Annotated in this window: 22 protein-coding genes; 9 read left to right on the forward strand and 13 right to left on the reverse strand. The window is 47.0% G+C overall.

The window, feature by feature from the left end:
• Nucleotides 1-46: 46 nt before the first annotated feature.
• The 4 genes from D082_RS00305 to murA all read right to left on the reverse strand — a co-directional run bounded on the left by D082_RS00305 (nt 47) and on the right by murA (nt 4,918).
• Nucleotides 47-715, reverse strand: coding sequence for an NADPH-dependent F420 reductase (locus tag D082_RS00305; protein ID WP_028946922.1), 669 nt, complete (start codon nt 713-715; stop codon nt 47-49).
• A 454-nt stretch (nt 716-1,169) separates the two neighbouring features.
• Entirely contained in the window at nt 1,170-1,997 is an 828-nt protein-coding gene (locus D082_RS00310; RefSeq protein ID WP_028946921.1) for an Rpn family recombination-promoting nuclease/putative transposase, read from the reverse strand.
• Between the two features lie 96 nt (nt 1,998-2,093).
• On the reverse strand, nt 2,094-3,494 hold the full coding sequence (gene fumC, locus D082_RS00315; protein WP_028946920.1) for a class II fumarate hydratase: 1,401 nt from the start codon (nt 3,492-3,494) through the stop codon (nt 2,094-2,096).
• 107 nt (nt 3,495-3,601) lie between these two features.
• The gene (gene murA / locus D082_RS00320) at nt 3,602-4,918 is read right to left on the reverse strand and encodes a UDP-N-acetylglucosamine 1-carboxyvinyltransferase (RefSeq protein WP_028946919.1); all 1,317 of its coding nucleotides are present in this window, start codon (nt 4,916-4,918) and stop codon (nt 3,602-3,604) included.
• A gap of 501 nt (nt 4,919-5,419) precedes the next feature.
• Between murA and D082_RS00325 the strand changes: the two genes are divergently transcribed.
• The 6 genes from D082_RS00325 (at nt 5,420) to D082_RS00350 (ending at nt 11,136) form a co-directional block, all read left to right on the forward strand.
• Entirely contained in the window at nt 5,420-5,872 is a 453-nt protein-coding gene (locus tag D082_RS00325) for a hypothetical protein (RefSeq protein ID WP_038529792.1), read from the forward strand.
• A gap of 76 nt (nt 5,873-5,948) precedes the next feature.
• Complete coding sequence (locus D082_RS00330; RefSeq protein ID WP_028946917.1) at nt 5,949-7,232, forward strand: TldD/PmbA family protein; 1,284 nt, start codon at nt 5,949-5,951, stop codon at nt 7,230-7,232.
• A gap of 106 nt (nt 7,233-7,338) precedes the next feature.
• Nucleotides 7,339-8,190: a bifunctional 2-polyprenyl-6-hydroxyphenol methylase/3-demethylubiquinol 3-O-methyltransferase UbiG gene (locus D082_RS00335; protein ID WP_028946916.1), complete on the forward strand. Its 852-nt coding sequence runs from the start codon at nt 7,339-7,341 to the stop codon at nt 8,188-8,190.
• Between the two features lie 142 nt (nt 8,191-8,332).
• On the forward strand, nt 8,333-8,671 hold the full coding sequence (locus D082_RS00340; RefSeq protein ID WP_028946915.1) for an antibiotic biosynthesis monooxygenase: 339 nt from the start codon (nt 8,333-8,335) through the stop codon (nt 8,669-8,671).
• Nucleotides 8,672-8,677: 6 nt separating this feature from the next.
• Nucleotides 8,678-9,550: an aldose epimerase gene (locus tag D082_RS00345; RefSeq protein ID WP_028946914.1), complete on the forward strand. Its 873-nt coding sequence runs from the start codon at nt 8,678-8,680 to the stop codon at nt 9,548-9,550.
• 113 nt (nt 9,551-9,663) lie between these two features.
• Nucleotides 9,664-11,136: an apocarotenoid-15,15'-oxygenase gene (locus tag D082_RS00350; RefSeq protein WP_028946913.1), complete on the forward strand. Its 1,473-nt coding sequence runs from the start codon at nt 9,664-9,666 to the stop codon at nt 11,134-11,136.
• Between the two features lie 44 nt (nt 11,137-11,180).
• Here D082_RS00350 and D082_RS00355 read toward each other — a convergent pair whose 3' ends face one another.
• Together D082_RS00355 and D082_RS00360 are read right to left on the reverse strand one after the other, a co-directional pair.
• Nucleotides 11,181-11,621, reverse strand: a complete 441-nt coding sequence (locus tag D082_RS00355; RefSeq protein ID WP_028946912.1) for a hypothetical protein — start codon at nt 11,619-11,621, stop codon at nt 11,181-11,183.
• A gap of 112 nt (nt 11,622-11,733) precedes the next feature.
• Nucleotides 11,734-13,263, reverse strand: coding sequence for a CPBP family intramembrane glutamic endopeptidase (locus D082_RS00360; protein WP_028946911.1), 1,530 nt, complete (start codon nt 13,261-13,263; stop codon nt 11,734-11,736).
• A 158-nt stretch (nt 13,264-13,421) separates the two neighbouring features.
• Here D082_RS00360 and D082_RS00365 point away from each other — a divergent pair, with 158 nt between their 5' ends.
• The gene (locus tag D082_RS00365; RefSeq protein ID WP_028946910.1) at nt 13,422-14,015 is read left to right on the forward strand and encodes a Maf family nucleotide pyrophosphatase; all 594 of its coding nucleotides are present in this window, start codon (nt 13,422-13,424) and stop codon (nt 14,013-14,015) included.
• Between the two features lie 76 nt (nt 14,016-14,091).
• Here the strand turns inward: D082_RS00365 and D082_RS00370 are convergent, their stop codons facing one another.
• The 3 genes from D082_RS00370 to D082_RS00375 form a co-directional block, all read right to left on the reverse strand.
• Nucleotides 14,092-14,661 carry a DUF2335 domain-containing protein gene (locus tag D082_RS00370; protein ID WP_028946909.1) on the reverse strand — a complete coding sequence of 190 codons (570 nt, stop codon included), beginning with the start codon at nt 14,659-14,661 and terminating at the stop codon, nt 14,092-14,094.
• A gap of 18 nt (nt 14,662-14,679) precedes the next feature.
• Entirely contained in the window at nt 14,680-14,931 is a 252-nt protein-coding gene (locus tag D082_RS18195) for a hypothetical protein (protein WP_144428704.1), read from the reverse strand.
• 81 nt (nt 14,932-15,012) lie between these two features.
• On the reverse strand, nt 15,013-17,316 hold the full coding sequence (locus D082_RS00375) for a ribonucleoside-diphosphate reductase subunit alpha (protein WP_028946908.1): 2,304 nt from the start codon (nt 17,314-17,316) through the stop codon (nt 15,013-15,015).
• 301 nt (nt 17,317-17,617) lie between these two features.
• Between D082_RS00375 and psb35 the strand changes: the two genes are divergently transcribed.
• Complete coding sequence (psb35, locus tag D082_RS00380) at nt 17,618-17,926, forward strand: photosystem II assembly protein Psb35 (protein ID WP_238546771.1); 309 nt, start codon at nt 17,618-17,620, stop codon at nt 17,924-17,926.
• 72 nt (nt 17,927-17,998) lie between these two features.
• Here the strand turns inward: psb35 and D082_RS00385 are convergent, their stop codons facing one another.
• From D082_RS00385 to D082_RS00395, 3 genes are all read right to left on the reverse strand, one after another.
• Nucleotides 17,999-20,008 carry a c-type cytochrome gene (locus tag D082_RS00385; RefSeq protein WP_028946907.1) on the reverse strand — a complete coding sequence of 670 codons (2,010 nt, stop codon included), beginning with the start codon at nt 20,006-20,008 and terminating at the stop codon, nt 17,999-18,001.
• 35 nt (nt 20,009-20,043) lie between these two features.
• Nucleotides 20,044-21,222 carry a cupin domain-containing protein gene (locus D082_RS00390; protein WP_028946906.1) on the reverse strand — a complete coding sequence of 393 codons (1,179 nt, stop codon included), beginning with the start codon at nt 21,220-21,222 and terminating at the stop codon, nt 20,044-20,046.
• A 152-nt stretch (nt 21,223-21,374) separates the two neighbouring features.
• Entirely contained in the window at nt 21,375-23,909 is a 2,535-nt protein-coding gene (locus D082_RS00395) for a glycogen/starch/alpha-glucan phosphorylase (RefSeq protein ID WP_028946905.1), read from the reverse strand.
• Nucleotides 23,910-24,091: 182 nt separating this feature from the next.
• Between D082_RS00395 and D082_RS00400 the strand changes: the two genes are divergently transcribed.
• The gene (locus tag D082_RS00400; protein ID WP_051738618.1) at nt 24,092-24,352 is read left to right on the forward strand and encodes a hypothetical protein; all 261 of its coding nucleotides are present in this window, start codon (nt 24,092-24,094) and stop codon (nt 24,350-24,352) included.
• 129 nt (nt 24,353-24,481) lie between these two features.
• On the opposite strand, the gene D082_RS18835 is transcribed toward D082_RS00400, so the two are convergent.
• Nucleotides 24,482-24,889: a transposase gene (locus tag D082_RS18835; RefSeq protein WP_238546772.1), complete on the reverse strand. Its 408-nt coding sequence runs from the start codon at nt 24,887-24,889 to the stop codon at nt 24,482-24,484.
• Nucleotides 24,890-25,022 lie beyond the last annotated feature (133 nt).

The raw sequence follows: 25,022 nt of genomic DNA on the forward strand, positions 1-25,022 counted from the left end.
ACCAACCAACTTTATTCAGTCCGCTCCAATCGGGTTGTTAGGCATTTTAGTATGTACCTTTACGACGTTCTCCAAATCTTGGTTCAGCACGAGGAGCTTCAATAAAACCTGGTGTTACCAAAGCGTTTCCAGTTGCAAACATGTATGTTCTCAGAATGTCTGCTTGTAGTTCCAGCAACCATGCATTGGACAACAAACCGAAATCGACTGGCTTAAGCCCAATATCGTTGAGTAATTCGACAACAATCTGTTTAGCCTTATCATCATCTCCAGCAATGAAGGCTTGTACACCTGCCTCTCTGAGTGCTGCGGCATCGCAGTTAAAAACCTCCATTGCTTGGTTATTTAATGCTTTCACGACTTTGGCAGAGGGAACATCTTTTTGAGTTGCTTCTGCTAGAGAATTGAGGAATTCTTCAGGCTTGTATTCACGAGGAAAATCTCGATTATTTAAATCTATGATTACTTTGCCTGCCAATGCTGAGGTTGATGTTAGGAAGCTGGAAGGCACAGCGCGTACAGAACTGACAATGACCTCACAAGATTCGGCAATCTCGTCGTTTGTTCCACCAATGGCACCTGTACCAATCTGCTCAGCTACGTCACCAGACTTTGCCGCATCGCGTGAACCAAAAACTACTTGATGCCCTGCTACTGACCAAGCACCTCCAAGTACTCGCGCCATGTTTCCACTGCCCCAAAAACCAATCTTCATTGTTGAATTTTCCAAGATACTCAGTTCTAGGTTAATCGATAACTTTGCGATGCCTAACTATTGATTATGCAGAAAATTTCCGTATAATACTCTCCACCGTGACAATATACAAAAAACTTTGGTATATCAAAACGTTTAGGCATGATCGCCAGAAAATTTCTGTCTATCATTCCCACAAATGTGTTGGCCAGATTTAGGATACGTCAAAAAGCGATAAAAACAATTATTTTTCAGTATCGATAAACGATGTTGCCAAGGATGTTAGCTTTAATTTTCTACTCCAGATCATTCCGTAACAAATATTAATGAAGCTATAGTTTAATCTGAGTGAATCCAGCGTTAAGTGATCGCCCCTACTTTATTCTGTTTTCGCCAATTCCAGGGCCGCTCTGCATTCGCACTTGACTAGACCCCGGATTTATTGGCGATCGCCTCTAAACCCATAACACAACTATTAATCTTGGGAGTCCGAGATATCTTTGAAAGCATCAGCACTTAATCCAGTTAAGCTCATAACCTCTGCAAGGGATAAACCTTTTTCCAGTAATTTTTGGGCCACCTCCAACTTCCCCTCCAATTTACCTTCCAACTTGCCTTTAATAAGCCCTTGTTGTTCCCCTTCTAGCTTTCCTTTAAGCAGTCCTCGTTGTTCTCCTTCCTGTAGGATTTCTTGATAAACGGTGGATTCCTTCATGATTTCGCTCCGTAAAATAGTTCTGATTAAGTCTGGCTTAACTAATAAGCCCCCAAACACAGCGGCGGCGGTGGTTAGGTTAGCTTTCGTGCTTTTGTCTTCAATTGTATCCAGAGCTAAGGCGACTTTCCGTAATCCTTCTGTGGCATTCTGACTCTGGGTCAGTACCGCTAGGGGTAAGAGTCCCGGATGGGTCAAAAATGGCTCTGGTGACTCTTCCCATAACCTGATTGCGCGATAACAATGGCGGGTTTCTCCTAACTGAAATGTATCCTGATAGACCAAAGATGATCCGGTTTCTTTTAAGTAAATAACCACCTGATGCATGGTTTTATGGGGAAATCGCCGATGTACCCGCACCCGGTAATTCAGCATCCGAAAGCCCATGGTTTCATCCGGTTCGGTCTGAAATTCGAGGTGCAACACTAGATCCTCGGATTGCTCCAAAATTAACGCGTCGGCCCGGATGGGTTCCAATGATAATTCCTTGGGACTGAGGGCAGTGAGGGTGACGGGTTTTCCGAGAAGCCAGGTGGCATAGTCCTGGGAAAAGGTCTCGGCGAGATATTTACAGACGTTGTCAAACATGACAGTAATTTATCATCGATCGCCAGCATGGAAATCCAGAGCCGCCCCATGACAATTTAGAACTTCAGGAAATTTTGAGTTAGATGAATGAATGGGCTAGTCGGCGATCGCCGTAATCATTTGCTCAGGAATTACCCAAGCGTCAAATTGTTCTGGGGTGAGCAAACCCAAATCCACCGCCGCTTGTTTGAGGGTAATGCCCTGGGTGAAGGCTGTTTTAGCCACTAGGGCCGCATTGTCGTAACCGATGTGGGGGTTGAGGGCAGTGACCAACATCAACGAGTTGTCCAAAAAGTCCTTAACTCTGCTTTTGTTTACCTCTAGCCCGGCCACCAAATTTTGGCGGAAACTATCACAGCCATCACTGAGTAAATGCAACGAATGGAGAAAATTATGGATGATCACCGGTTTAAACACATTCAATTCAAAATTACCTTGGCTAGCGGCAAAACCAATGGTGGCATCATTGCCCATCACCTGCACGCAAACCATGGTCAGAGCTTCGCATTGGGTGGGGTTAACTTTTCCCGGCATGATCGATGATCCCGGTTCATTGGCCGGCAGGATTAATTCCCCCAAACCACAACGGGGCCCCGAGCCCAACCAGCGCAGATCATTGGCAATTTTCATTAAAGAAGCGGCAATACTTTTCAGCACTCCACTGGTGAAGGCGATCGCCTCGTGGCCGGCTAGGGCGGCAAATTTATTGGGGGCGGAAACGAAGGGATAACCAGTTAATTGGGCAATTTCCTGGGCTACTTTTTCGGCAAATTGGGGATGACTATTTAACCCTGTACCCACAGCTGTTCCCCCTAGGGCCAACTCTAATAACCCTGGTAAACAATGCTGTAATTGGGCTAAGCCGTAGTCCAATTGGGCAACGTAGCCGGAAAATTCCTGACCCAACGTGAGGGGCACTGCGTCCATCAAATGGGTACGACCAATTTTGGTGATGCCAGCAAAATCATTGGCTTTTTCTTTGAGGCTATCCCGCAGGGCTTGGAGGCTGGGAATCAGTCTAGTGTGCAAACCCTCCACTGCGGCAATGTGCATGGCCGTGGGAAACGTATCATTGGACGACTGGGACATATTAACGTGATCATTGGGATGGATGGGGTTCTTACTACCCAACTCCCCCCCGAAAATGGCGATCGCCCGATTGGCAATCACTTCGTTGACGTTCATATTGGTTTGGGTGCCACTGCCCGTTTGCCAAATGCGTAAAGGGAAATGGTCTAGCCACTGCCCTACAATGATTTCGTCCGCCGCGGCAATAATTAACTCTGCCTTTTCCGCTGGTAATTTACCCAAATCCCGGTTAGTAATGGCCGCCGCCTTTTTGAGGATGGCAAAGGCCCGAATTAAATCCGGTGGCATCACATCAGCACCAATGTCGAAAAACATCAAAGAACGTTGGGTCTGGGCCCCCCAAAGGCGATCAATCGGTACTTCTAGGGAGCCCATACTGTCAGTTTCAAGGCGGTGAGGATTGACCATGGTGAAATTTGCAAATATTTTTCTAGCGGCAATGCTGTGACAAATCATCAACAAAAAGGACCAACAGGCGATCGCCCATTAGTCCCCCAAGCAAATCAACGGAATTTTTAAAGACTTACCGGCTGTTCAATCCTGGTCAACTTTGCTCCTAATTGACTCAGTTTGCCAACAATATCTTCATAACCCCGGTCTAAATGGTGCAAACCTTGGACAATGGTCTTACCTTCGGCTGCCAACCCGGCAATCACCAAAGCGGCCGAAGCTCGTAAATCCGTGGACATCACCGGCGCACCGGAGAGAAAAGGTACTCCTTGGATAAAGGCCGCATTGCCTTTGAGCTTGATATTGGCTCCCATCCGTTGCAACTCCGCCACGTGTTGAAGACGGTTTTCAAATACGGTTTCCGTAACCACACTGTTGCCTTCACTCACCGCCAATAGGGCCATGAATTGGGCTTGCATATCGGTGGGAAAGCCGGGGTAGGGCAAGGTTTCGATGTCTGTACCGCGCAAATCCCTGGGAATTAAACGCACCCGGTCCGGGGCATCGATCGCCACCTCAGGACCAATCTCCCGTAACTTGGCAATGGCGGAAGCCAGGTGGTCTGGCACCACAGGGAAAAGGCTAATTTCGGAATGGGTAATGGCCCCAGCACAGAGAAACGTGGCCGCTTCAATGCGGTCGGGAATAATGGGGAAGTCAGTGCTGTGGAGTTTTTCCACCCCGTTGATGACAATACGACTAGAACCATCCCCCCGGATTTGGGCCCCCATGGAACGACAGAAGTTGGCCAAGTCAACAATTTCCGGCTCTCGGGCGGCGTTATCAATAACTGTTTCTCCGTCGGCCAGGGTAGCGGCCATCAAAATAGTTTCCGTGGCTCCCACACTGGGATAGTCGAGGTAAATTTTTGCTCCGGTTAAACGACGGCGATTCCCCTTAACACTGGCGTTGACCACCCCATGTTCAATTTGCACGTCGGCGCCCATGGCCTGAAGCCCCCGCACATGGAGATCCACTGGTCGGGTGCCAATGGCACAGCCCCCGGGTAGAGGCACCTTAGTCATGCCTAAGCGGGATAGCAAGGGACCAATGACAAAAAAGCTGGCCCGCAACTGGGAAACCAATTCATAGGGGGCCGGTTCATGGCCCACACCGTTGGCATCCACCACTAGGCGATCGCCGTCCCGTTCTAACTTGACCCCGATGGCGGCTAAAATTTGGCACATTTTGTCAATATCCGCCAGGGCGGGCAGATTACTGAGGCGACAATCATCGGAGCAAAGAATGGTGCCGGCCATGATGGCCAAAGCCGAGTTCTTGGCCCCACTGATGCGAACTTCACCTTTTAGGGAGGCCCGGCCTTCGATTTCAATGACCGTCTGGGTTTCTTCGGTAGCAGTGGGAGTAGCAACTTGAAGCACTGGTTTTCACAACCTCCAACAAAAAGGGAAAAAATTAACGCAAGTCCTTTGGTTTCGCCATTGGGAGAATTGCCAACTGTTTGTTGCCCATACCCCACCAACGTCCACCTCAGGACAACCCAGACAAGATCAACAAACTTATGTTTATGAACCAATGTGTTTTTAGCATCGGATGGGGTTGTGCAGCAATAACTGTTAAAACCCATTGTCTAGGCAATTATGCTTAACATCCTATACCGGATAAGTCAATTTGTAACATTCGGTTTACAAATCGCCCAAGGGCAGGTTGCCAAGCTGGGCCTATAGATACATCAAGGGATAACAAAAGTTCCCTTCCCCCTTTTCTAATCCGACTTCTCCAACAATTAAATTCTTGGGCTCAAATTCTTAGGCTGTGTACCCCTAAACGATACTCACCCGTATAAAAGTTTTTATCATGGCGCCCCACTTAAATTGTGGTAACCTCCTACTCATAAACCATTATTCTCGCTCATTGAATCCATGAGTTGTCCAGAATTTACCGCCAATATAGCTTTTCTTTCGACCAGACAAGCTCGACACCGTAAAAGACCTAAACGCCGCCCTATCCACTGTCCTATCCATGGTTGTTACCTAGATAGCGTCAGCCAAAAATATGGGCTCTATGCTGATCAAGTGGCCCAACTGCGGAGTCGGGGCTATACTCACAAAAAAGCTAGTCTTGTGTTTGGCGATCGCCAAACCGTAAGTCTTACTGGGGAATGGTTAGAGCAGTTTTGGTGTCCGGAGTGTCAGAACAGACAATGGTACTATGTCCGCAAACAAGATAATATCTACGTTGTCATCCCTGCCCCCCATAGCCTTTGGCAGACCGCTAGTGGGGTAATTGATCCCCACGGAAACCCTTCGGTTAGTCAGTATACAAAAACTAACGCGAATCAACATCGTCTCAAATCTTCCAGGTTTAACTTTTAGAGTCAGGAGCGGCGATCGCCATCGATTTAGCAATGGGGGTTGATAATGGGGGAAGAATTGAGTTTGATTTTTTACCATGACCACCGATCTATCGGTTTACCTTGATCAAGCCCAACGAGCCGGAGCGGAAAGCGCTGAAGTTTATTACTCCCGTTCCTTTTCCCGACCAGTTTTTTTTGAAGCTAATCGGTTAAAGCAGTTGGAAAGTTCCGAATCGGAAGGGTTGGCCCTGCGATTGTGGAAAAATGGTCAATCGGGTTTAGCTGTTGCCTATGGCCCGGTAGAGCCGGATATATTGGTGGAAAAAGCCCTGGCCCTAGCGGCGTTGAATCCCCCCAATCCGCCCCGCTTCACTGCTCCCCGTCAGGATTATCGAGAAAGTTTGGGGGAAGATTTCTCCGTTGAACAACTAATCGATTGGGGTAAAACGGCGATCGCCGATATAAGGGATCAATTTCCAGAAGTGCTCTGTAACGGGGAATTGGCCTGTAGTACCGACAGCAGCCGTTTACTTAACAGTGAAGGGCTAGATTGCGCTTGGACAGAAAGAAGTTTGAGTTACTATTTCGGTGTGGAATGGATTCGGGGAGAAGATTTTTTAGCTATTTATGACGGGGAACAATGCCGGGAAAAAGCCAATATCAAACAAGTAATACAAAATTTACGGCAACGATTACTTTGGGCCGAGGAAAATCAACAAATCCAAGGGGGAAAAATGCCCATTCTCCTCACCAGTGGAGCAGCCAGTTTACTCTGGGATACGGTGGCGGAAGCCCTCAATGGTCAGCGGGTGGCGGAAGGCTCATCTCCCTGGGCGGATAAGTTAGGCCAATCAGTGGCTATTGAAGCATTGAATCTGAGTCAAGATCCCACTGCCATTCCCTTTGATTCTCCCTTTGATGATGAGGGAAGCCTAACGCAAACACTGGCTTTGATTCAAAACGGAGAAATTGCCCAATTTTATACTGACCATGAAACAGCGGAAAAATTAGGTACAACCACCACTGGCAATGGCTTTCGTCCTGGTCTGGGCAGTGCGCCCCAGCCGGGTTTGGTCAATATGTTAATTACTCCGGGAACCATTAGCTTTGACCAGTTACTTAAAGAATTGGGTAATGGTTTAATTATCGACCAGATTCTTGGGGGCGGGGCAGATATTTCCGGTGATTTTTCCATCAATGTTGATTTAGGTTACCGTGTACAAAATGGCCAAATTACCGGTCGGGTTAAAGATACCATGGTTTCCGGCAATGTTTATGAACTATTAAATCAGATCGTCACTTTGGGATCAGACCACCGTTGGCAGGGTTCCTGCTCCACCCCATCGGTCATTGTGAATGGAGCTTCGGTAACGGTTTAGGGCCAGAGGGAAAATTTTTAAGATTGGTTCTATGGCCATTGCCCAAGATTGGCCGGGGAAGTCGATAACTAGCTAGCTGTTTGGGTTCCCGTGGTAATGTATGCAAATGGATAATGTCACTCGCTATCAAAACGCCGCCCTTCAGTACTATCGAGATTTGACGGGTTCTTCCCATCTCCACTATGGTTATTGGCAACCAGTTCCAGAAACGGAAGCTGATCTAACCATGGCCCAACTGCGCCAGGCCCAGGAGCAATATACTCAGCATTTACTATCATTTTTGCCGCAGGGCATTAGCACTGTATTAGATGTAGGTTGTGGCAATGGAGATAATGCCAGCCAGCTAATTGACAAAGGCTTAGAAGTGGAAGGTTTGGCTCCGGATCCCATCCAAGAATCGAATTTTTTGCAAAAGACCCGGGGGAAAGCTCGCTTTAACAGTAATACTTTCCAGGGATTTATAGAAAATTTTCAACAAATTAAATCCACCAAAAATTACGATTTACTACTTTTTAGTGAAAGTACCCAATATATGTCTTCAGAAACCATTGCTAACGGGGCAAAATTGTTAGTGAAGCCAGAAGGATACGTATTATTGGCAGATATGTTGCGTAAAAATTCCGATTACCAGGAGGGAATGTTTTCCAATTGTTTGATTAAAAATGAATTGCAAGGGGCCATGGAAAAAGCTGGCTTTGTTCTGCTTACCAGTGATGACATTTCTCAACAAATTGTTCCTACTCTAGATCTTTGTGTACAAAATTTTCAAACCTTTGGTGTCTCAACTTTAACTTATTTGGCTAATTTGGTGAGGATTGCAGTGCCTCCCCTGTATAAAATTTTCGACTACTTTTTAGGTAAACAGGCCAAAGCCCTAGTGAAGGAGGGATTGCAGGCAGGGAATATTTTTCGAGATCATTTATGCTATGAAATTCAACTTTGGCAAAGGCTTGCTTAAATTTTCGGGGGCGATCGCCATGATTGTGATCGAAATTTACCCCGGCCAGGGCCACGTTAAGAAACGTGACTAACTTGTTGTTATCCCCAAAGCCGGGAAGTATAAGTAAGTTAAAGCCCCTTGAATGCTGGAGAAGAGCACCATGTCCGCCGAATTTTTTGACTGTCTACAACACAAGTGCGCCTACGTGGCGATCGGAGAATTTAAACCTGGTCGGTTTGCCGAAGCCCAACGGCTCTATGAGAAAGCAATTTCCACCTACAAACATGGTTTTAAAGGGGCGTTCTTACTGAGAAAACCGAACTCCGATGAGGGCATTGCTGTTATTCTTTGGAACACCATCGAGGACATGGAAGCCAATCAAACGGAAGTACACCGGAAAATTCTGGATGAAATGGGGCCCCTGTTCAATGTGCCCCCGGTCACCAATATCTATGAGGTGTGCAGTGAAGTGGAAGCCTATGGCAAAGTGCTTTGTTAATTAACTATGTACCAAATTAGTTTTAACCCCGATCGCCCGTTGACCTATCATCTGGAGGACGATCAAAGTTTGGCCCGTCTTGCTTTGGTGCCGGAGCGGGGTGGCTTGGTGACGGAATGGACAATCCAAGGTCAGCCGATTCTTTACTTTGATCGAGAAAGATTTCAGGACCCATCCCTGTCCGTGCGGGGGGGCATGCCCATTTTGTTTCCCATTTGCGGTAATTTACCCAATGACCAGTTCAATTACGAGGGTAAGACCTATCAGCTTAAGCAACATGGTTTCGCCCGGGATTTGCCCTGGGAAGTAATTGGTCAGCAAACCCAGAACAGTGCCCGACTGGACCTACGCTTGGGCCATTCTGATGCCACGCGGCAAGTTTTTCCCTTTGAGTTTGAGCTGGTCTTTAGCTATTATCTCCGGGGCCATAGCCTCCGCCTGGAACAACGCATTGCCAACCTTGGCGATCGCCCGATGCCTTTTTCCCTGGGGCTACATCCCTACTTCTTCTGCCGGGAGAAAAGTTCGATTGAATTATCTATCCCTGCCGATAGCTATCTAGACCAGAAAACTGGCCAAAGCCATATTTACAGAGGTCAACTAGACCTTACTGCCCCGGAATTGGATTTAGCTTTCACCACAATTGCCCAACCCCAAGCCCATTTTATTGACCCAGACCGCAAATTAAAAGTACAAGTCAGCTTTAGTGATTTATATCAGACCCTAGTGTTGTGGACTGTGGCGGGGAAAAATTACCTCTGTTTGGAACCCTGGAGCGGCCCCCGCAATGCCCTAAATAGCGGAGAACAATTGGCTTGGGTAGAACCCTATTCCTCCCGTTCCGCCTGGGTAAATTTTCAGGTCACCATTGAGCCGTAACACTCCGGCGGCTCGCAAACTTTGCCGTAAACTTTCTGGCTCAAGTTCAGTGGGTTCTTATGTCACAATGGAAAAAGTAAAGAAATGTAACAAACTTTTCCAGCGCATTCCCCATGGTTACTTCCTCCACCACCGGCCATCCATCTCAGCGTTCCTACAGTCCGCAGGATTGGTTAAGGGGTTACGAATCCCAACCCCAGGAGTGGGATTACTGGATTGAAGATATAGAAGGCACCGTTCCCCCAGACCTCCAAGGCACCCTCTACCGCAATGGGCCAGGGCTACTGGAAATTGGCGATCGCCCTTTGAAACATCCCTTTGACGGGGACGGATTGGTTACAGCATTTAAATTTCCGGGGGACGGTCGGGTACATTTCCAAAGTAGATTTGTCCGCACCCAAGGTTACGTGGAAGAGCAACAAGCAGGAAAAATGCTCTATCGGGGCGTGTTTGGCTCCCAACCAGGGGGCTGGCTAAAAAATATTTTTGATTTACGCCTCAAAAACATTGCCAACACCAACATTACCTACTGGGGCGATCGCCTGCTGGCCCTATGGGAAGGGGGGCAACCCCATCGGTTAGAACCCTCAAGTTTAGAAACCATTGGCTTAGATGACCTGGGGGGCATTCTTGCAGAAGGACAACCCCTATCAGCCCACCCCCGCGTTGATCCAGCCTGTGTTTTTGATGGGGAAAAACCTTGCTACGTCACTTTCTCGATTAAATCCGGCTTGAGCAGTACTCTAACTTTGTTGGAGCTAGATCCCCGGGGCAGACTGTTGCGGCAAAAAACTGAGACTTTTCCCGGTTTTGCCTTTATCCATGATTTTGCTATCACTCCCCATTACGCTATTTTTCTACAAAATAACGTTACCCTCAACCCTTTGCCCTACGTTTTCGGTTTGAAGGGAGCGGGGGAATGTGTGCAATTTCATCCGGATAAAGATTCACAAATTATTCTCGTTCCCCGAGCCGGTGGAGAAATAAAAAGAATTCCGGTGCAGGCGGGTTTTGTTTTTCACCATGCCAATGCCTTTGAAGTAGAGGGAAAAATAATTCTTGATTCCATTTGTTACAGTTCCCTACCCCAGGTGGGCCCTGATGTGGATTTTCGTAGTACGAATTTTGACGATTTAGATCCAGGTCAATTATGGCGTTTTACCATTGATCCAGAAGCAGAAACGGTGCAGAAGGATTTAATTGTTAGTCGTTGTTGTGAATTTCCTGTTATCCATCCCCAACAGGCTGGCCGTCCCTACCGTTACGTCTACATGGGGGCTGCCCACAACGATAGCGGCAACGCCCCTCTCCAGGCCATTCTTAAATTCGACCTAGGGTCCGGCGCTGAAACTCTCCGTTCCTTTGCGCCCCATGGCTTTGCGGGGGAGCCTATTTTTGTGCCCCGTCCCCAGGGCACCGCTGAAGATGATGGCTGGCTACTCTGTTTGGTTTACAACGCCGAACTGCACCGTTCCCAGTTAGTAATTCTCGACGCTCAGGACATTGTCCAACCGGCGATCGCCACTTTGAATTTAAAACACCATATCCCCTATCCTCTCCATGGCTCCTGGGCTAAGGCTGAATAATTTACTTAAAGGTTGTGGATATTGAATTCTGGCCTTGGTTCGGCTTACCAACGGTCAAATTCATAGTAGATATTGCCTAGGGTTTCGTAGGTAATGCCGGGAAGTTGACGTAATTTACCATCTAGGTAATCCATGGCTTCATCTTTAGTCATGTTAGTACGCTGCATGAAGGTCAGGACGCTTACTTTTCCCTGACTTTGCTTAACCAGCTTTTCAAAAATTACATCTACATCTTTTTTTAGATTGCGGAGATAAATATAAATGGTAAAAGCATAAATAAAGGAAAGAATTAGTCCCAAAATATGGAATACGGGCAGTCTAAATAGAGAATCAACAAAAACAAATTCAAAGATAGCAAAGAAGGCGAGGGTAGAAAAAAACACTGGCGTTGAACCAATGCGTTCCTGTTCTGTTCTCGATTTCAGACTAACTAAACGATAAACGTAAAAAATAGCTGTTAGGAATAAATAGAAAAGCCAGTCCATAAAAATTCACCAATTCACTGGCGACTAACCAAAGGTTAACGGGCTAAAGGAGAATTAACAATACAAACAATATTCTAAAATTCTACTTTCAAAATCAGACCATAATTGGGTTTCAACCGCCGCCTAAAATAAATAGACTGAGTAAAGTGCCGCTGTTCCATAGGCTATGGAGGATGATGGAAGATAAAAGGTTGCGGGAACGGGTATAAACCAAACCCAGAACTGACCCTAAGACGAATAAGGGTAAAATTTCCGAAACGTTTAAATGGGCGATGGCAAACAGTAAACTGCTGAGGATAATGGCAACGCTAACGGGAAAGTAGCGGGTTAAGGCCGGCAGAAGAAAACCCCGGAAGATAATTTCTTCAAACACTGGGGCTAGGACAGCGGCGGTGAAAAAGAAAATTGCTAGCACTAACCAATTTTGCGAGTCCAACGCTAAGGAAAGCAGAGGATTACTACCCCCTTGGCCCTGCCAAATTTCTTGATTTACCAGGGATACCACCACCACCAAGGGCAAAGCCACCAGGTAACCTCCCAAACCCCAAAGGAGCGCTTGCAGATTGGGTCGGAAGGTAAACCAATCCTGAGGCAAAGGGCGAAAATCCTTCAGGGAAAGGAACAACACCCCTAATCCCACCGTGGCGATCGCCCCATAGGTACCCAGCACATAAAAAGCCTTACCCAATAGAGATAAGTTCGCTAGGGGCAAAGGCAACACCCCCACCACTAGGGGTAAAACAATTTGGCTAGGGAAAAAGAAACCCACCACCAAGACTTGCCAAGTGGTTTCCCAATGCCAAGGCGTATTCCATTTTGTTGTGGCATTGGTGGCCAAAACGGCATTTTCCCGCCCTAAGGCCCATTGCAATAACAATCCAATCACCAACAAAACGCCCACACCACCACCCAACAGAGGCAAACTGTTGAGTAGGGCCAATTTTACCAAGGCCTGTTGACTTGCCCTTTCCACTTCTGCTTCTAAATCAACACAGGCGGGGGTTTGACAAACCTGATCGGGGGCTTGGACATTGCCTTGGCGACGATAAAGCTCGGCCAACGCTTGCCACCGAAACCATCCTTTTAACTGAGTATCAATAATCTTTTCCGCATCAGGGGAAATGGTTTCACCTTGCCCCAGGGCAATGAGCACTGCAGCGATTTTCTGCCCATTGGACTGGCCATGGGTTAATACCGATCGCCAAGTGTCTAGGGCTTGGTCCATCTGATTTTGCTGCTGCTGTAGCAGTCCTAAGTTAATTTTAATTTGGTCTAGGGTTATTTGATTTTTAGCAATAACCGTTTGCAGTGGCGACGACTGTCCATTGCTGGTGTCAGGCGATCCCAGAGTCGTGCTTTCAATTTTTAGCCGGTCTAAATAGGTGGTTAATTCCTGGGAGGCTGTTTCATACTGCTTTAACCCCGCTTGCTGGGGCTGACTTTCCAGAAGAGCCTTTTGCAATGTTTCTCCCCATGCCCCCGATGTTTCTTTCCCCTGCCAAGCAGAAGCTTGCAACAATAAATTAGTTTGGGAAAGTTGCAGTTGGGATTGTACTTGGGGTTCTTCCAAACTTCCCACCAAGGAAAGTAAAAAAGGTACGAGGGAAATAACCGTCAACAGGGCGAGGATAATTCGCTTCATTGAAAAAAATGGGTCTGAAACCCCGTCCTTGGCTGAGGGACGGCTGTGTTAATCAAGGTACCATAACCCATCGCCTCCTTTTGACTTGGTTGGCGATCGCCTTCAGTGGCCAATGGTCTTTATAGTACAGTGGAAGTCAATTTAATCATTGAACAATTATGCCCCCAACCTTTGTCCTTGCTTCCGCTTCCCCTGCCCGCAAACGTCTGCTGGAAATGGCCGGCATTTCCCCCGTGGTGGCTGTGAGCAATTTTGATGAATCTTCCCTCAACGCTGACAATACGGTGGAGTTGGTGGAAGCCCTAGCCAAAGCCAAAGCAGAAACGGTGGCTAGCAAATTTGCCGATGCCCTCATCCTCGGCTGTGATTCCCTATTATCGGTCAATGGCCAAACCTACGGTAAACCGGAGTCCCCCTCAGTGGCGATCGCCCGGTGGCAAGCAATGCGGGGTCAGGTGGGGGAACTGTACACGGGCCATGCGCTAATTGACCGCATCCAAAATCGTTGTCTTTGTCAAACGGGATTAACCAAAGTCCATTTTGCCGATGCCGATGACGCCACCATTCACGCCTATGTCCAAAGTGGGGAACCCCTGCAATGTGCCGGAGCTTTTGCCCTGGAAGGAAAGGGAGGAATGTTGGTCAACAAACTGGATGGTTGTTCCAGCAATGTCATTGGTTTGAGCTTGCCTATCCTGCGGTCATTACTACAACGGTTAGGTTACACCCTAGCGGACTTTTGGGAAAAATAAAGTCCACAGTTTTGTGAGTAATCATCATGAAAATTCTACATAAAATTCAGATGATTATTAATATTCTAACTCTAATTTAGTTGTCTTGATTTTCCTTTAAATCATTGTCTTTTGGGGACTGTTTTTTAATTATGGATTTACCACTAATAAAAACACTAACTAAGCTAACCAATGCAAATCCAGTCATACTTGCAGAAGCGACAGGCTTGTCTTTTATGCCCAAATAAATGGCACCGGACAATCCAAACATAGCAATCATAAAACCGGCAACTAAACCAAGATAGCTCAATGAAGCTTCGTTATTAATGAGCTTAGTCTCACTTTTAATGCTGTGGTCTAGCTGTTTATTTTCGGTCGCAATTCTGTGTTCGAGTTGCTTTTCCGTCATTTTTAGTATTCTATCTGCACTGCCTTGTACAACTTCTTCATATCCTCTAATTATTTCGGGCGGAGGGATAGGACCAGAATAAAATCTCCTTTCAATGCTTTTTATTTCAACTACTTCCTGTCTCAATATTTCTTTAAGTTCACTAACATCTTCAATTAGTTCCTGAATTATTTTTGAGTCTATTTGTTCAGTTATATTTGATTTATTAGATGCATTAGACACCTCTATTTGAGAAGGCATATCATTATCATCTGGCATGGTTTAAGCCTCACAAACTTAAATAGTTTGCCTATCTTTTTTATATTGATGAATGACCGACTTAAAATCATTACCAATGGCCTCAAAGTCGGAACGAATACTACGAGAATCCACTAAGTCAGGACGACGAGACAATAGGCGAGAACTCCTCAAATTTCCTGATTCTGAAATATACTTTCGACGGATAGGCGAAGTGGCAAAATAGACCCCGGAGATGTCGAGTGTCCGTGCCAGCCCATTCAAAAACGACTTGTCAATAATGTGTTTCATGGTGCTCTCCTTATAGAAGCACATGATAACACTTCGTATTTTCCCGTTCAATATTTAGATGATTGCCAGCAGATAAGCCGCTTAATTAGCACATGCTACGCAGCCATCGGAGGAATCTTTAAAATCATCCTTCTGTACTGTGCGGATATAGTAAATGGCTTTACAACCCGCTTCCCACGCCATAACTAGGGTGTCAAAAATATCCTTGGCATTAAGGCTTCTTTCCGGTTCCTCAGGAAAGTAGACCCCGGCATTGAGGTTAAATAGCAACTCCATGGAAATGCCCGTATCTGTCCATTGTTGGATGGCGGCAACGGCTTTTACTACCTTGCGCTGATCCATGGTTTTATTTTCGGGATAGAACCAGAAACAATTGCCAATGAAGGGGGGAGCAATGGGGACGGTACCCTTGGCCCATTTGTCGTAAAAGAAGCGGCTATAGACGGGCAAAATACTAGCGGTGCAACCCTGGACTAGGGAAGATGATGTGTTAGGGGCGATCGCTGTGATGTGGGAGTTGCGAATACCATGGGTTTGAATATCGTTGGCAAGCTTTTCCCACCGTTCCGGTTTAGCCGCATTGGCCTGGAACCAACTAACGGGCTTGGAGCCAATTAACAAGCCTTTTTGCCAATCACTACCGGGGAAAGCAGGATAAGCTCCCCGTTCCTTGGCTAATTCCATGGATGATTGGGTACACCAATAGCCAATTTCCTCGAACAAGCGATTAATGTCTGCTAACTGGTCGTAACTAAGGCGACGTTTAGCTAGCCAGTCAGCTAACCCCATGGCTCCCACCCCGATGGTGCGGTATTTATTGTTATGGCTTTTGGCATCGGCAAAGGGAGGGGCGGTTAACTCAATGGTGTTGTCCAGCATCCGCACTGCTATTTGGCTGACCCCAGCGATGTCCTGCAAGTCTAGGTTGGCAAGGTTGAGGGAAACAAGGTTGCAGCAATGGGCATCTTGACCGGGGGTAACGTTGGAGAATGATTCGCAACAAAGATTGGTACCGGGGATATAACCCAAATGCTTATTGGGATTAGCCTTATTGATGGTGTCTTTAAATGAAAGGTAGGGCATCCCTGTTTCCACCTGGGTACGCATTATCTGTTTAAACAATTCCCGGGCGTTAATGCGCTTGTAGAGCGTGATAGTTATATCTAGTTTGGATTCAATTTCCCGGTAAGCATTCTCAAATTGTTCACCCCAGAGTTCAGCTAATTCAATGCCCATTTTTTCCCTGACTTCGTAGGGGTCAAGCAACGTCCAATCTTCCTTGTTAATCACCCGTCGCATAAATTCATCAGGCAGGATCAACTGGGGGAAAATATCATAGGCTTTGCGCCGTTGATCGCCGTTTTCCGCCTGCATTTCCAAGAATTCCGGCACATCTAAGTGCCACACATCTAACCCCACGGTTACGGCTCCGGCCCTGCGTCCCCCCTGGTTGACGGCGATCGCCGTATCGTTAAGCAATTTCGTCCAGGGAATTACTCCCCCGGAAGCATTGGGTTTGCCCATTACCCAACTGCCGGTGGCCCGAATGCGGGAAACGTTTACCCCTACCCCGCCACCATTTTTGGAAATTCTAGCGGCATTGGTAATCTCACCAAAAATGCTTTCCAGGTTATCTTCCATGGCCACAATGAAACAGGAAGTAAGGGAACCTCCAGGAACCCGCAAATTGGCCAGGATGGGAGTAGCCAAAGAAATCCGGCGGGCGGCGATCGCCTCGTAAAATCTGCGGGCCCATTGCAAACGGCGATCGGGGGCTTCCACCGAAGCCAATAGCAACGCACAGGTCAATAGCGCTTCCTGGGGTAATTCGTTGGGTAATAGATAACGGCTAGTTAATAAAACTGCCCCCGCATAGTCATAGTCTGTGTCCCAGTCGGAATTAATCCAACAACCCGCTTCGTGTAGTTCCGCTTCACTGTAGGTCAAGATGCGGGAGTCATATTCCCCATTGGCCACTTTGGTTTGTACGGTGCGGAGATATTGACCATACTGATATCCCCGACGCACCAAGGTATCTTTCCACAGACTCCAAATGTGTAAGCGACCAGCAACATAACGCCAATCTGGTTCATTGGGGCTACACATTTCCAGGGCACAACTTATCAAATTATCCTGAATCTCCCTGGTGCTAATACCCTCCCTTAGCCGAGTCGTTAGCCCCGCTTCCAGGGCAATGGAATTTACTTCCAAGCCAAGGCAGGCCCAATCCACCACTGCCCGAATTTTGCCGATGTTGAGGGGGGTAGAGGAACCATCCCGACGGATCACTTGTATGCGATGTCCCTGGTGTGAACCCTGACTGATGGCAGTATTTGTATCGTTGGCGGCGGGGCGATCGGGAGCGCTGATGAGGGTGGGGTGCATAAAAAAAGACTGGCAGGGAGACTTCGTAGGGTAGCGGAACAAACCAGGGGGGTCAAGGGCCCAGGGTCAGAGATTCAGACAAATCCAGCCACAGATATGGTGTAGCCGACGTTAATCTTACTCCACATCTGGCACTTTATCATAGGTCACTCCCCCGGGAACCATATTGCTAAATTGGCTACCAAACGACAAAAATCTGCTATGGCAAGCTTGAAATCCCCCCAGAGTCAGCCATTACCCAGATAACAATTTTTGTTAAGATTGGGGTCGTTATCCCCCCCACGGTTATTTTCTTAAAAATATGTTTGTCCTATCCCTCCTGGCGGTTGCCGGCAAGTTTCCCACTTATTTTGTGGCAGTGTATGTTGTGGGGCTGGTAGCAGCGGTGTCCATTGGTTTGGTGGCCTGGTATAACTCCAAGCGGCCGGTGGGATGGGAACGTTCCAGAAGGCCCAGTTTTATTCCGAAAGTTAATACGGGGGATGACGGGGAACCGCCCCAGTTTACGCCGTCCGAAACTACAGTTGAGCCTGAGTCCCCATCAAAATCTGTAGAGGGAACAGAGGAGGAGGACTCTAAATCTGCCATGGCTGATGCTGCATCGGAATAATTGGGGATAGTGTCCTGGGAAACTTGGTCTTCAAGATCCTATGAGTTTGCTGTTTTTGATTTGATAGTTGTTTCAGTCTGGCCTAACCTGGGCGTCAATGTAGCTGGCTAAATCCCAAGCTTCTTGGTCAGTCAAAACCCCGTCAAATTGATAGGGCATATTGCCGTGAATGAATTCCGCCAACGTGCTAATTCTGGCCATCCCCGCCCTGCGGTTAAAAGAATGGTTCCCCCATAGGGCTGGCCGATAATAGGTGCCACTGCCATAGCGACCCTGTCCCGATGCACCATGGCAAAAGGCACATTTTTGCTCAAAGATCGCCTTGCCCTGATTTGGATTTCCCGTCAGTTTTGCAATGGGAGGATAGGGGGTTTTGGGTAAATCTATGTTCAGCACCTCCGCTTGTTCATCCAACCACTGCATATAGCTGATAAAAGCTTGGAAATTGGGACTATCAGCAGTGATGGGCAATGGTTTGCCGTTGAGGCTATGCTCGAAACAAAGATTGATCCGTTTTTGGAGATTTATGGTTTCTGGGTATTGATATTTTTTCATCATGCCAAACCAGGAAGATGCTTTTGGATTAGCTCCGGCACTGAGATGGCAACTGGCGCAATGGAGCTGGGCAGTGGGAACGAATTCTGGCATTTCCTCATAGGTTTGGGTTGCTAATTGGTAACCCCGCAGAATACTGTTCCAATGCTGATTATCCCAAGTAGTAATGGGTTGACTAGGAGGGGAAATGATTTGCGGATCAATTTGGGTTGGGAGGGCATCGGCAAAGGTAAAACTAAAATCCGCCGAGGCAAATTTTTTCACGTTGCTGCTCCGGGCAATGGAGTGACAGCCCATACAGGAGGAAGTTTCCTGAATATAGGTTTCCATGGTGGTATTACCCAGCAAAGCCGGCAGAACCTTAAACACAGTATCGGGGCTTTTATCCGTTGGCGGTTTAGGAGTGGCCCATTGGGCATTAATTAATTGGTAATGGCTCCAAACGGAATCCTCCAGTCCTCTTTGCACAAGGCGGTTGAGCTCGGCAATGTTATCCACCGCCCTAGTGGGTTGACTACAATCGGGGTCTTGGTCGGGGATGGGGATTCGGCGGGTAACTTGGTTGGGAATGCCAGGAACCGTTTGTTGGTTGGTCAAACAATTAACACACCGATCGCCATGGAAAGAAAAGACTGTATTGGGATAACCACTGTGGCTTAAACCGGGAACATTATCGACCTGCTCATAGGTGGACCAAATCCACTGGGGAGCGCTGGGGGTTTTATACATAATGTGAAAACCTACCAAACCCACCTGGCGCAGTTGATATTCCCCCGTAGTTAAATCCTGCACGTAGGCCGGTACATTGTGGAAACGACCGGATTCTTCGGGGTTAATTTCCCGCCAAGCGGCCTTGATCAAAATAGAGCCATCGGGGGCATCAATTTCAGGCAAAAGGGCCTGTTGTTCCGGGTTATAAAGTTTATTTTCCACCACATAATCAAATAAGACCTTATTCATGCGAATTTCGTAGCGCACAACATTGCCCCACTGATCGGTCAAAGTCCCTGGCAATGCCCCATCAGCTTTGGTGGGTTGAAAGTCGTCGTTGAGCACTTCGTCTACTTTGCTTTGGCGAAATAGAATTTTGGTTTTTCCATCCCCTTTTAAACTATTGGGTAACGATTCATTGTTATTCCATGGTTTTGGCACTGCACCATTGGGTAAGTAAACTTCGCTGGTTTCTTTCCAGGTTTCCCATACCCTTGGCCCGGGAGCATTGATAGTTAAATTTTTATCTGGGGCTCCCCGATCGCCGTCTAGGGCCGGCCAGTTCAGGGCAATGAATTCCTGCCAGGCAAAGCTATCCACCGCCCGTTGCACAACATTGAAATTAGTTTGTTTAAGTTCCCCTTCCACATCCTGCGGTAATTGCCAAGTCAGGGCCAGGGGAGATAATTTGGCATTGCAAACAGCGGGCAAACGAATAGTGCTAACGGTCTTAGCATTAACGGAAGTTAGAAAGGAAGAAAACACCACAAAAATAATAACAACCAGGGCATAGGCCATAATTTTTACTATTTTCACGGTGCTTTCCCTCTAGTATTGATAGGTAATTGTAGTTACTTTGACGGAGAAAAAATCACATCTTCAACCGGCAATTGCTGGGTTAATTGTGGTGAAATTTGGAAAGTATTACCCAGCACCGAATTGGGGTTACTGGTGATCCAACTATTTAAATCAATACTTTGGTAATCCCCATCATTAAAGACCACCAAAATGTCCACTGGTTTTTGAGAACCATTGCGGAGGGCGTGGCCATAACCCTTGGGCACATAACCCACATCCCCCTGTTGCAGACGACTAACGCTGGCTTTACCTTCCGAAGCAAAAACTGTTAAGTCCATTTCACCGTCGAGGACATATTGCCACTCGTCCGCATTGGGGTGCCAATGGAGTCGACGCATGGCCCCCGGTTCCAAATGAATTAAACCACCGGCCATATTAAAGCTGCCGGGGAATTCCTTGGCGCTGGCTAATCTCAATTCGTTGCCACCCACAGAAACTAGGGGTTGTTGCCCCAGTAGATTATGGGTGTGGGGCACTTCAATTTTGGCTGTTTGACCCCTGGGGGTCGCGCTGGCTAAGGGGCCAGAAGCCGGGCCGTAGGAGGAAATGTAAACCTGTTTTTTGGGCAATTGTGCCACCTGGGCCGCTGTCCAACCTAAATTTTCTTCCACCCAGGCGATCGGAGTGTGGGAAAGCCAATCGGTAACACTAAAAGTCGCCCCTTCGGAAAAAGTACCATCATTGAACACCAGCAAAAATTTGGCGGTACCGGGACCAATGCCCTCAATGCTGTGGCCCCAACCCCGGGGAAAATACCAAAGCCCTCCCTTATCCACGTCCGCAATTTCCACTTTTCCTTCGGGACTGGTGAGAGTAATGCGGGTTCTGCCTTCCATCACATAGGCCCATTCCGCAGCGTTGGCGTGCCAGTGTAGCTCCCGAATAGCCCCCGGTTCTAAACTCATATAAACCCCCGCCATACCCTTACTGACAGGAAAGTTATAGGTACCCACCTGCTTAGTGGTGCCACCGTCGTAAAGCACTAGGGGCGTTTTGCTAAAAGCATAGGTAAAAGCTGGTAAATCTTTACCCCAAACCACATTGGAAAGCGATCGCCATTGTTCACTTTGGGCGATGGTCGGAGTAAAAACTCCCAGAAAAGTTATCAGTAAAACACTCAATCCCACCAGTAAAAACCGCCGTCTCAACCATCCCATCATCGAGTTAACCATGGTGATACTGGAATGATCACAATCCAGTGATAAAAATTATCTTTATCTGAAAAATAAACGAGGATTGTGGGAGCGGTAACAACCCCTTAACAAAATGTAACTGATGGCAAGGGGAAGGGTTTTGACGATGAAATAGAGCTATGTTTAGGTAATTATTTATTAGGGGAAATTAACAAACATTGGCCATCGGGGCAGAGGTCTTCCAACTCAATTACTACTGGTTTAATGGACCAAATATCGTCTGCATATTCCCGGATGGTACGATCCGAGGAAAACTTACCCATGCGAGCCACATTTAGAATGGCCATGCGGGCCCAGTTTTCTTGGTCTTTGTAGGCTTCTCCCACTTGATTTTGGCAATCCACATAGGCTTGGAAATCGGCAAATACGAGGTAGGGATCATAACCCAACAGGGAATCCATTAAGGGGCGAAATAATGCCGTGTCGCCGTGGGAGAAAAAGCCTGAATTAATCAGATCTACCACCGCCTTTAAGTTGGCATTATTGTTATAGTATTCCCAAGGTTGATAGCCATCTGCTAAAGTTTTTTCCACTTCTGGAGTGGTGAGGCCAAAGAGAAAAAAGTTTTCTACCCCCACCTCTTCCCGAATTTCAATGTTAGCCCCGTCCAGCGTACCAATGGTTAAAGCTCCATTCATGGAAAATTTCATATTGCCGGTGCCGGAAGCTTCTTTACCAGCGGTGGAAATTTGTTCCGATAGGTCAGCGGCAGGATAGACCCGTTGGCCAAATTTAACGTTGTAGTCTGGTAGAAAGATTACTTTGAGGCGATCGCCAATGGTGGGGTCATTATTAACCACATCAGCCACGGAGTTGATCAGCTTAATGATTAACTTAGCGATGAAATAACCGGGGGCGGCTTTACCACCATAGATAAAAGTGCGGGGAGTGACATCAAGGTTGGGATTGTTTTTAATCTGCAAATAAAGATGGATAACATGAAGAATATTCAAATGTTGCCGTTTATATTCATGGATACGTTTTACTTGCACATCAAACAGGGAATCGGGATTAACAGTTAAATTATTTTTTTCCTGAATATAGCGGGCTAAATCCTGTTTTACTTCTCGTTTTACCCGCTGCCAATCCTGTCGGAATCCGGCCAAATCAGCGAAGGGTTCCAATTGTTTTAGCTCATCTAAATTTTTAATCCAGCCATCACCAATGCGGGAGGAAATTAAATTACTCAGGCGGGGATTACTGAGCACCATCCAGCGGCGGGGGGTAACTCCGTTGGTTTTATTGCTGAATTTTTCTGGCCAGAGTTCATAAAAATCCTTCAGAATGGTTTCTTTGACCAGTTCGCTGTGCAATGCCGCCACCCCGTTAATGGCATGGGAACCCACCGTGGCTAGATAGGCCATACGCACCGATTTTTCCCCGGCTTCGTCAATGATGGATAGTCGAGCTAGGCGATCGCCGTCGTTGGGATATTTCATCCGTACTTGGTCCAGGAAACGTCGGTTAATTTCGTAAATAATTTCTAAATGCCGGGGTAACATTTGCCCAAACAGGGGCAATGACCATTTTTCCAACGCCTCCGGTAGCAGAGTATGGTTAGTGAAACCAAAGGTGGCTTCGGTAATGACCCAAGCCCGTTGCCATTCATAGCGATGCTCATCCACCAACAGACGCATCAATTCCGCCACCGCAATGGAAGGATGGGTGTCATTCATCTGCATCGCAAAATGTTCATGGAAATTGTCAAGGCTGCCATTGTCCGAAAGGTGAATGCGAATCATATCCTGCAAAGAACAGGAAACAAAAAAGTATTGTTGCGCCAGCCGTAACTCTTTGCCCTGAATCTGTTCGTCGTTGGGATAGAGCACTTTGGTGAGATTTTCCGAGGACATTTTGTCCTGGACCGCTCCGTAGTAATCTCCCACGTTGAACCGTTGAAAATCAAAGGATTCCGCCGCTTCCGATTTCCACAGGCGTAAATTATTGGCGGTGCTAACTTTGTAGCCCAAAATGGGCGTGTCATAGGGAATGCCCTTGACTAAACTGCCGGCAATCCAGCGCACCCGGTAATTACCTTGGTCATCGGTGTAGGGTTCCGTATGGCCCCCCAGTTTGACTAGCACAGCGGATTCAGGGCGAGCAATTTCCCAAGGATTGCCCAGTTGTAGCCATTTATCGGTGATTTCCACCTGCCAACCGTCTTTAATTTCCTGGTCAAAAATGCCGAATTCGTAGCGGATACCGTAGCCGATCGCCGGAATTTCCAACGTAGCCAGGGAATCCATAAAGCAGGCGGCCAAACGACCTAAACCACCGTTGCCCAACCCCGGTTCTTCTTCAATGTTAATCAACTCCTCCAAGCTCAGCCCCGATTCTTCCACCGCCTGTTGCACCGGCTCCCATAGCCCTAAATTGATCAGGTTATTGCCCAAATGGGGCCCCAGCAAATATTCCGCCGACAGGTAACACACCACTCGATTGTCACAGTTGAGATAGGTTTGAAATGTATTTAGCCACCGTTGCAAGAGGCGATCGCGGATGGTGTAGGCCAGGGCCATATAAACATCGTGCTTGGTGGCAATGCCGGGAAACTTCCCCTGTAGATAAAACAGATTATCGGCCAAAGCCCGCTTGAGGGTTTCCACGCTTAGACCAGTGCGGTCGTCTTCCACCTGAATGAGGGGATTGGTGGTGTTAAAAGCCATGGGAAAGTGCTCCGTTGATGGTGTGCTTTTCCCTATAGTGTCGGGCCAGAATTAAAATTTGGTTAGCATCGTCAACTTTTGTATGACTTCTTAACAAAGCGTTAGGTTGAACAGATACACGTCCTGTCCCAAACAGTAATCTCTTAAAATTAAGGAATAGGCAGGATAAACCCTAAGTAACTATGGCGACAACAGCGGATGAAGTATGGCAATTCCTTGGTGAATTAGTCCAAGCCCAGAAGGAACAACGAGAGGAATCGGAGCGGATGCGTCAAGAAGCAGAGCGCCGTTCCCAGGAAATGGATCGCCGATTCCAGGCACAGCGGGAGGAGTCAGAGCGAAGATTTCGAGAAACAGAGCGTTTACTAAAGGAACAAAGTCAACGGGTAGATGAACAAATAGGAAAATTGGGCAACAGCCTCGGGGAATTTGTGGAATCCTAGGTGCGGCCAGCGGCGGTGCGATTATTTCGAGAACGGGGCATTGATGTCCAAGAAATTTCCTCTGATGTATAGCTAACTGAAATAAGAGTGGGGCGGACGGTATGTATAATGCTATATTATGAATAATGACTAAACTAATAAGCAACTCATGGCATACGATCTAGATTTACGACTATAGCTAGTTAAATTAAATATGGGACACCATGCTACACAGTAGTTACGAATAATTTCATCTATGCTTACATCTGGAGAGGCGTATGTTCTTGCTCTTTTCAATGCACTAAAATCATGCTCTATGTCATTAAGATCTGGCGAGTAGGTAGGTAAAAATAAAACTGTATGTCCTGCCTCTTCTACTATTTTTCTAATCCTACTCTTTCTATGAATAGGCGCATTATCCATAATTAATACCGATGGAATTGTTAATGCAGGTATCAGGTATAATTCAAGCCATCCTTCAAAACCTTCGGCATTTAAACTTCCACTAAATAGCATCGGTGCTATTAAATCTTTTTTATTCTTTCTTCTACCTGCCACAAGGTTTTCTTTCTTTCCTCTTTTTCCTTGCCTTTCCCCATATACTCTCTCTCCTCTTTTTGACTATCCGTACACTGAAGAGGCAAACTCCTCAAAACCAGCCTCATCTATGAATACAAGGCTTGCAACCCCA

Source organism: Synechocystis sp. PCC 6714 (genome assembly GCF_000478825.2).
Lineage (GTDB): Bacteria > Cyanobacteriota > Cyanobacteriia > Cyanobacteriales > Microcystaceae > Synechocystis.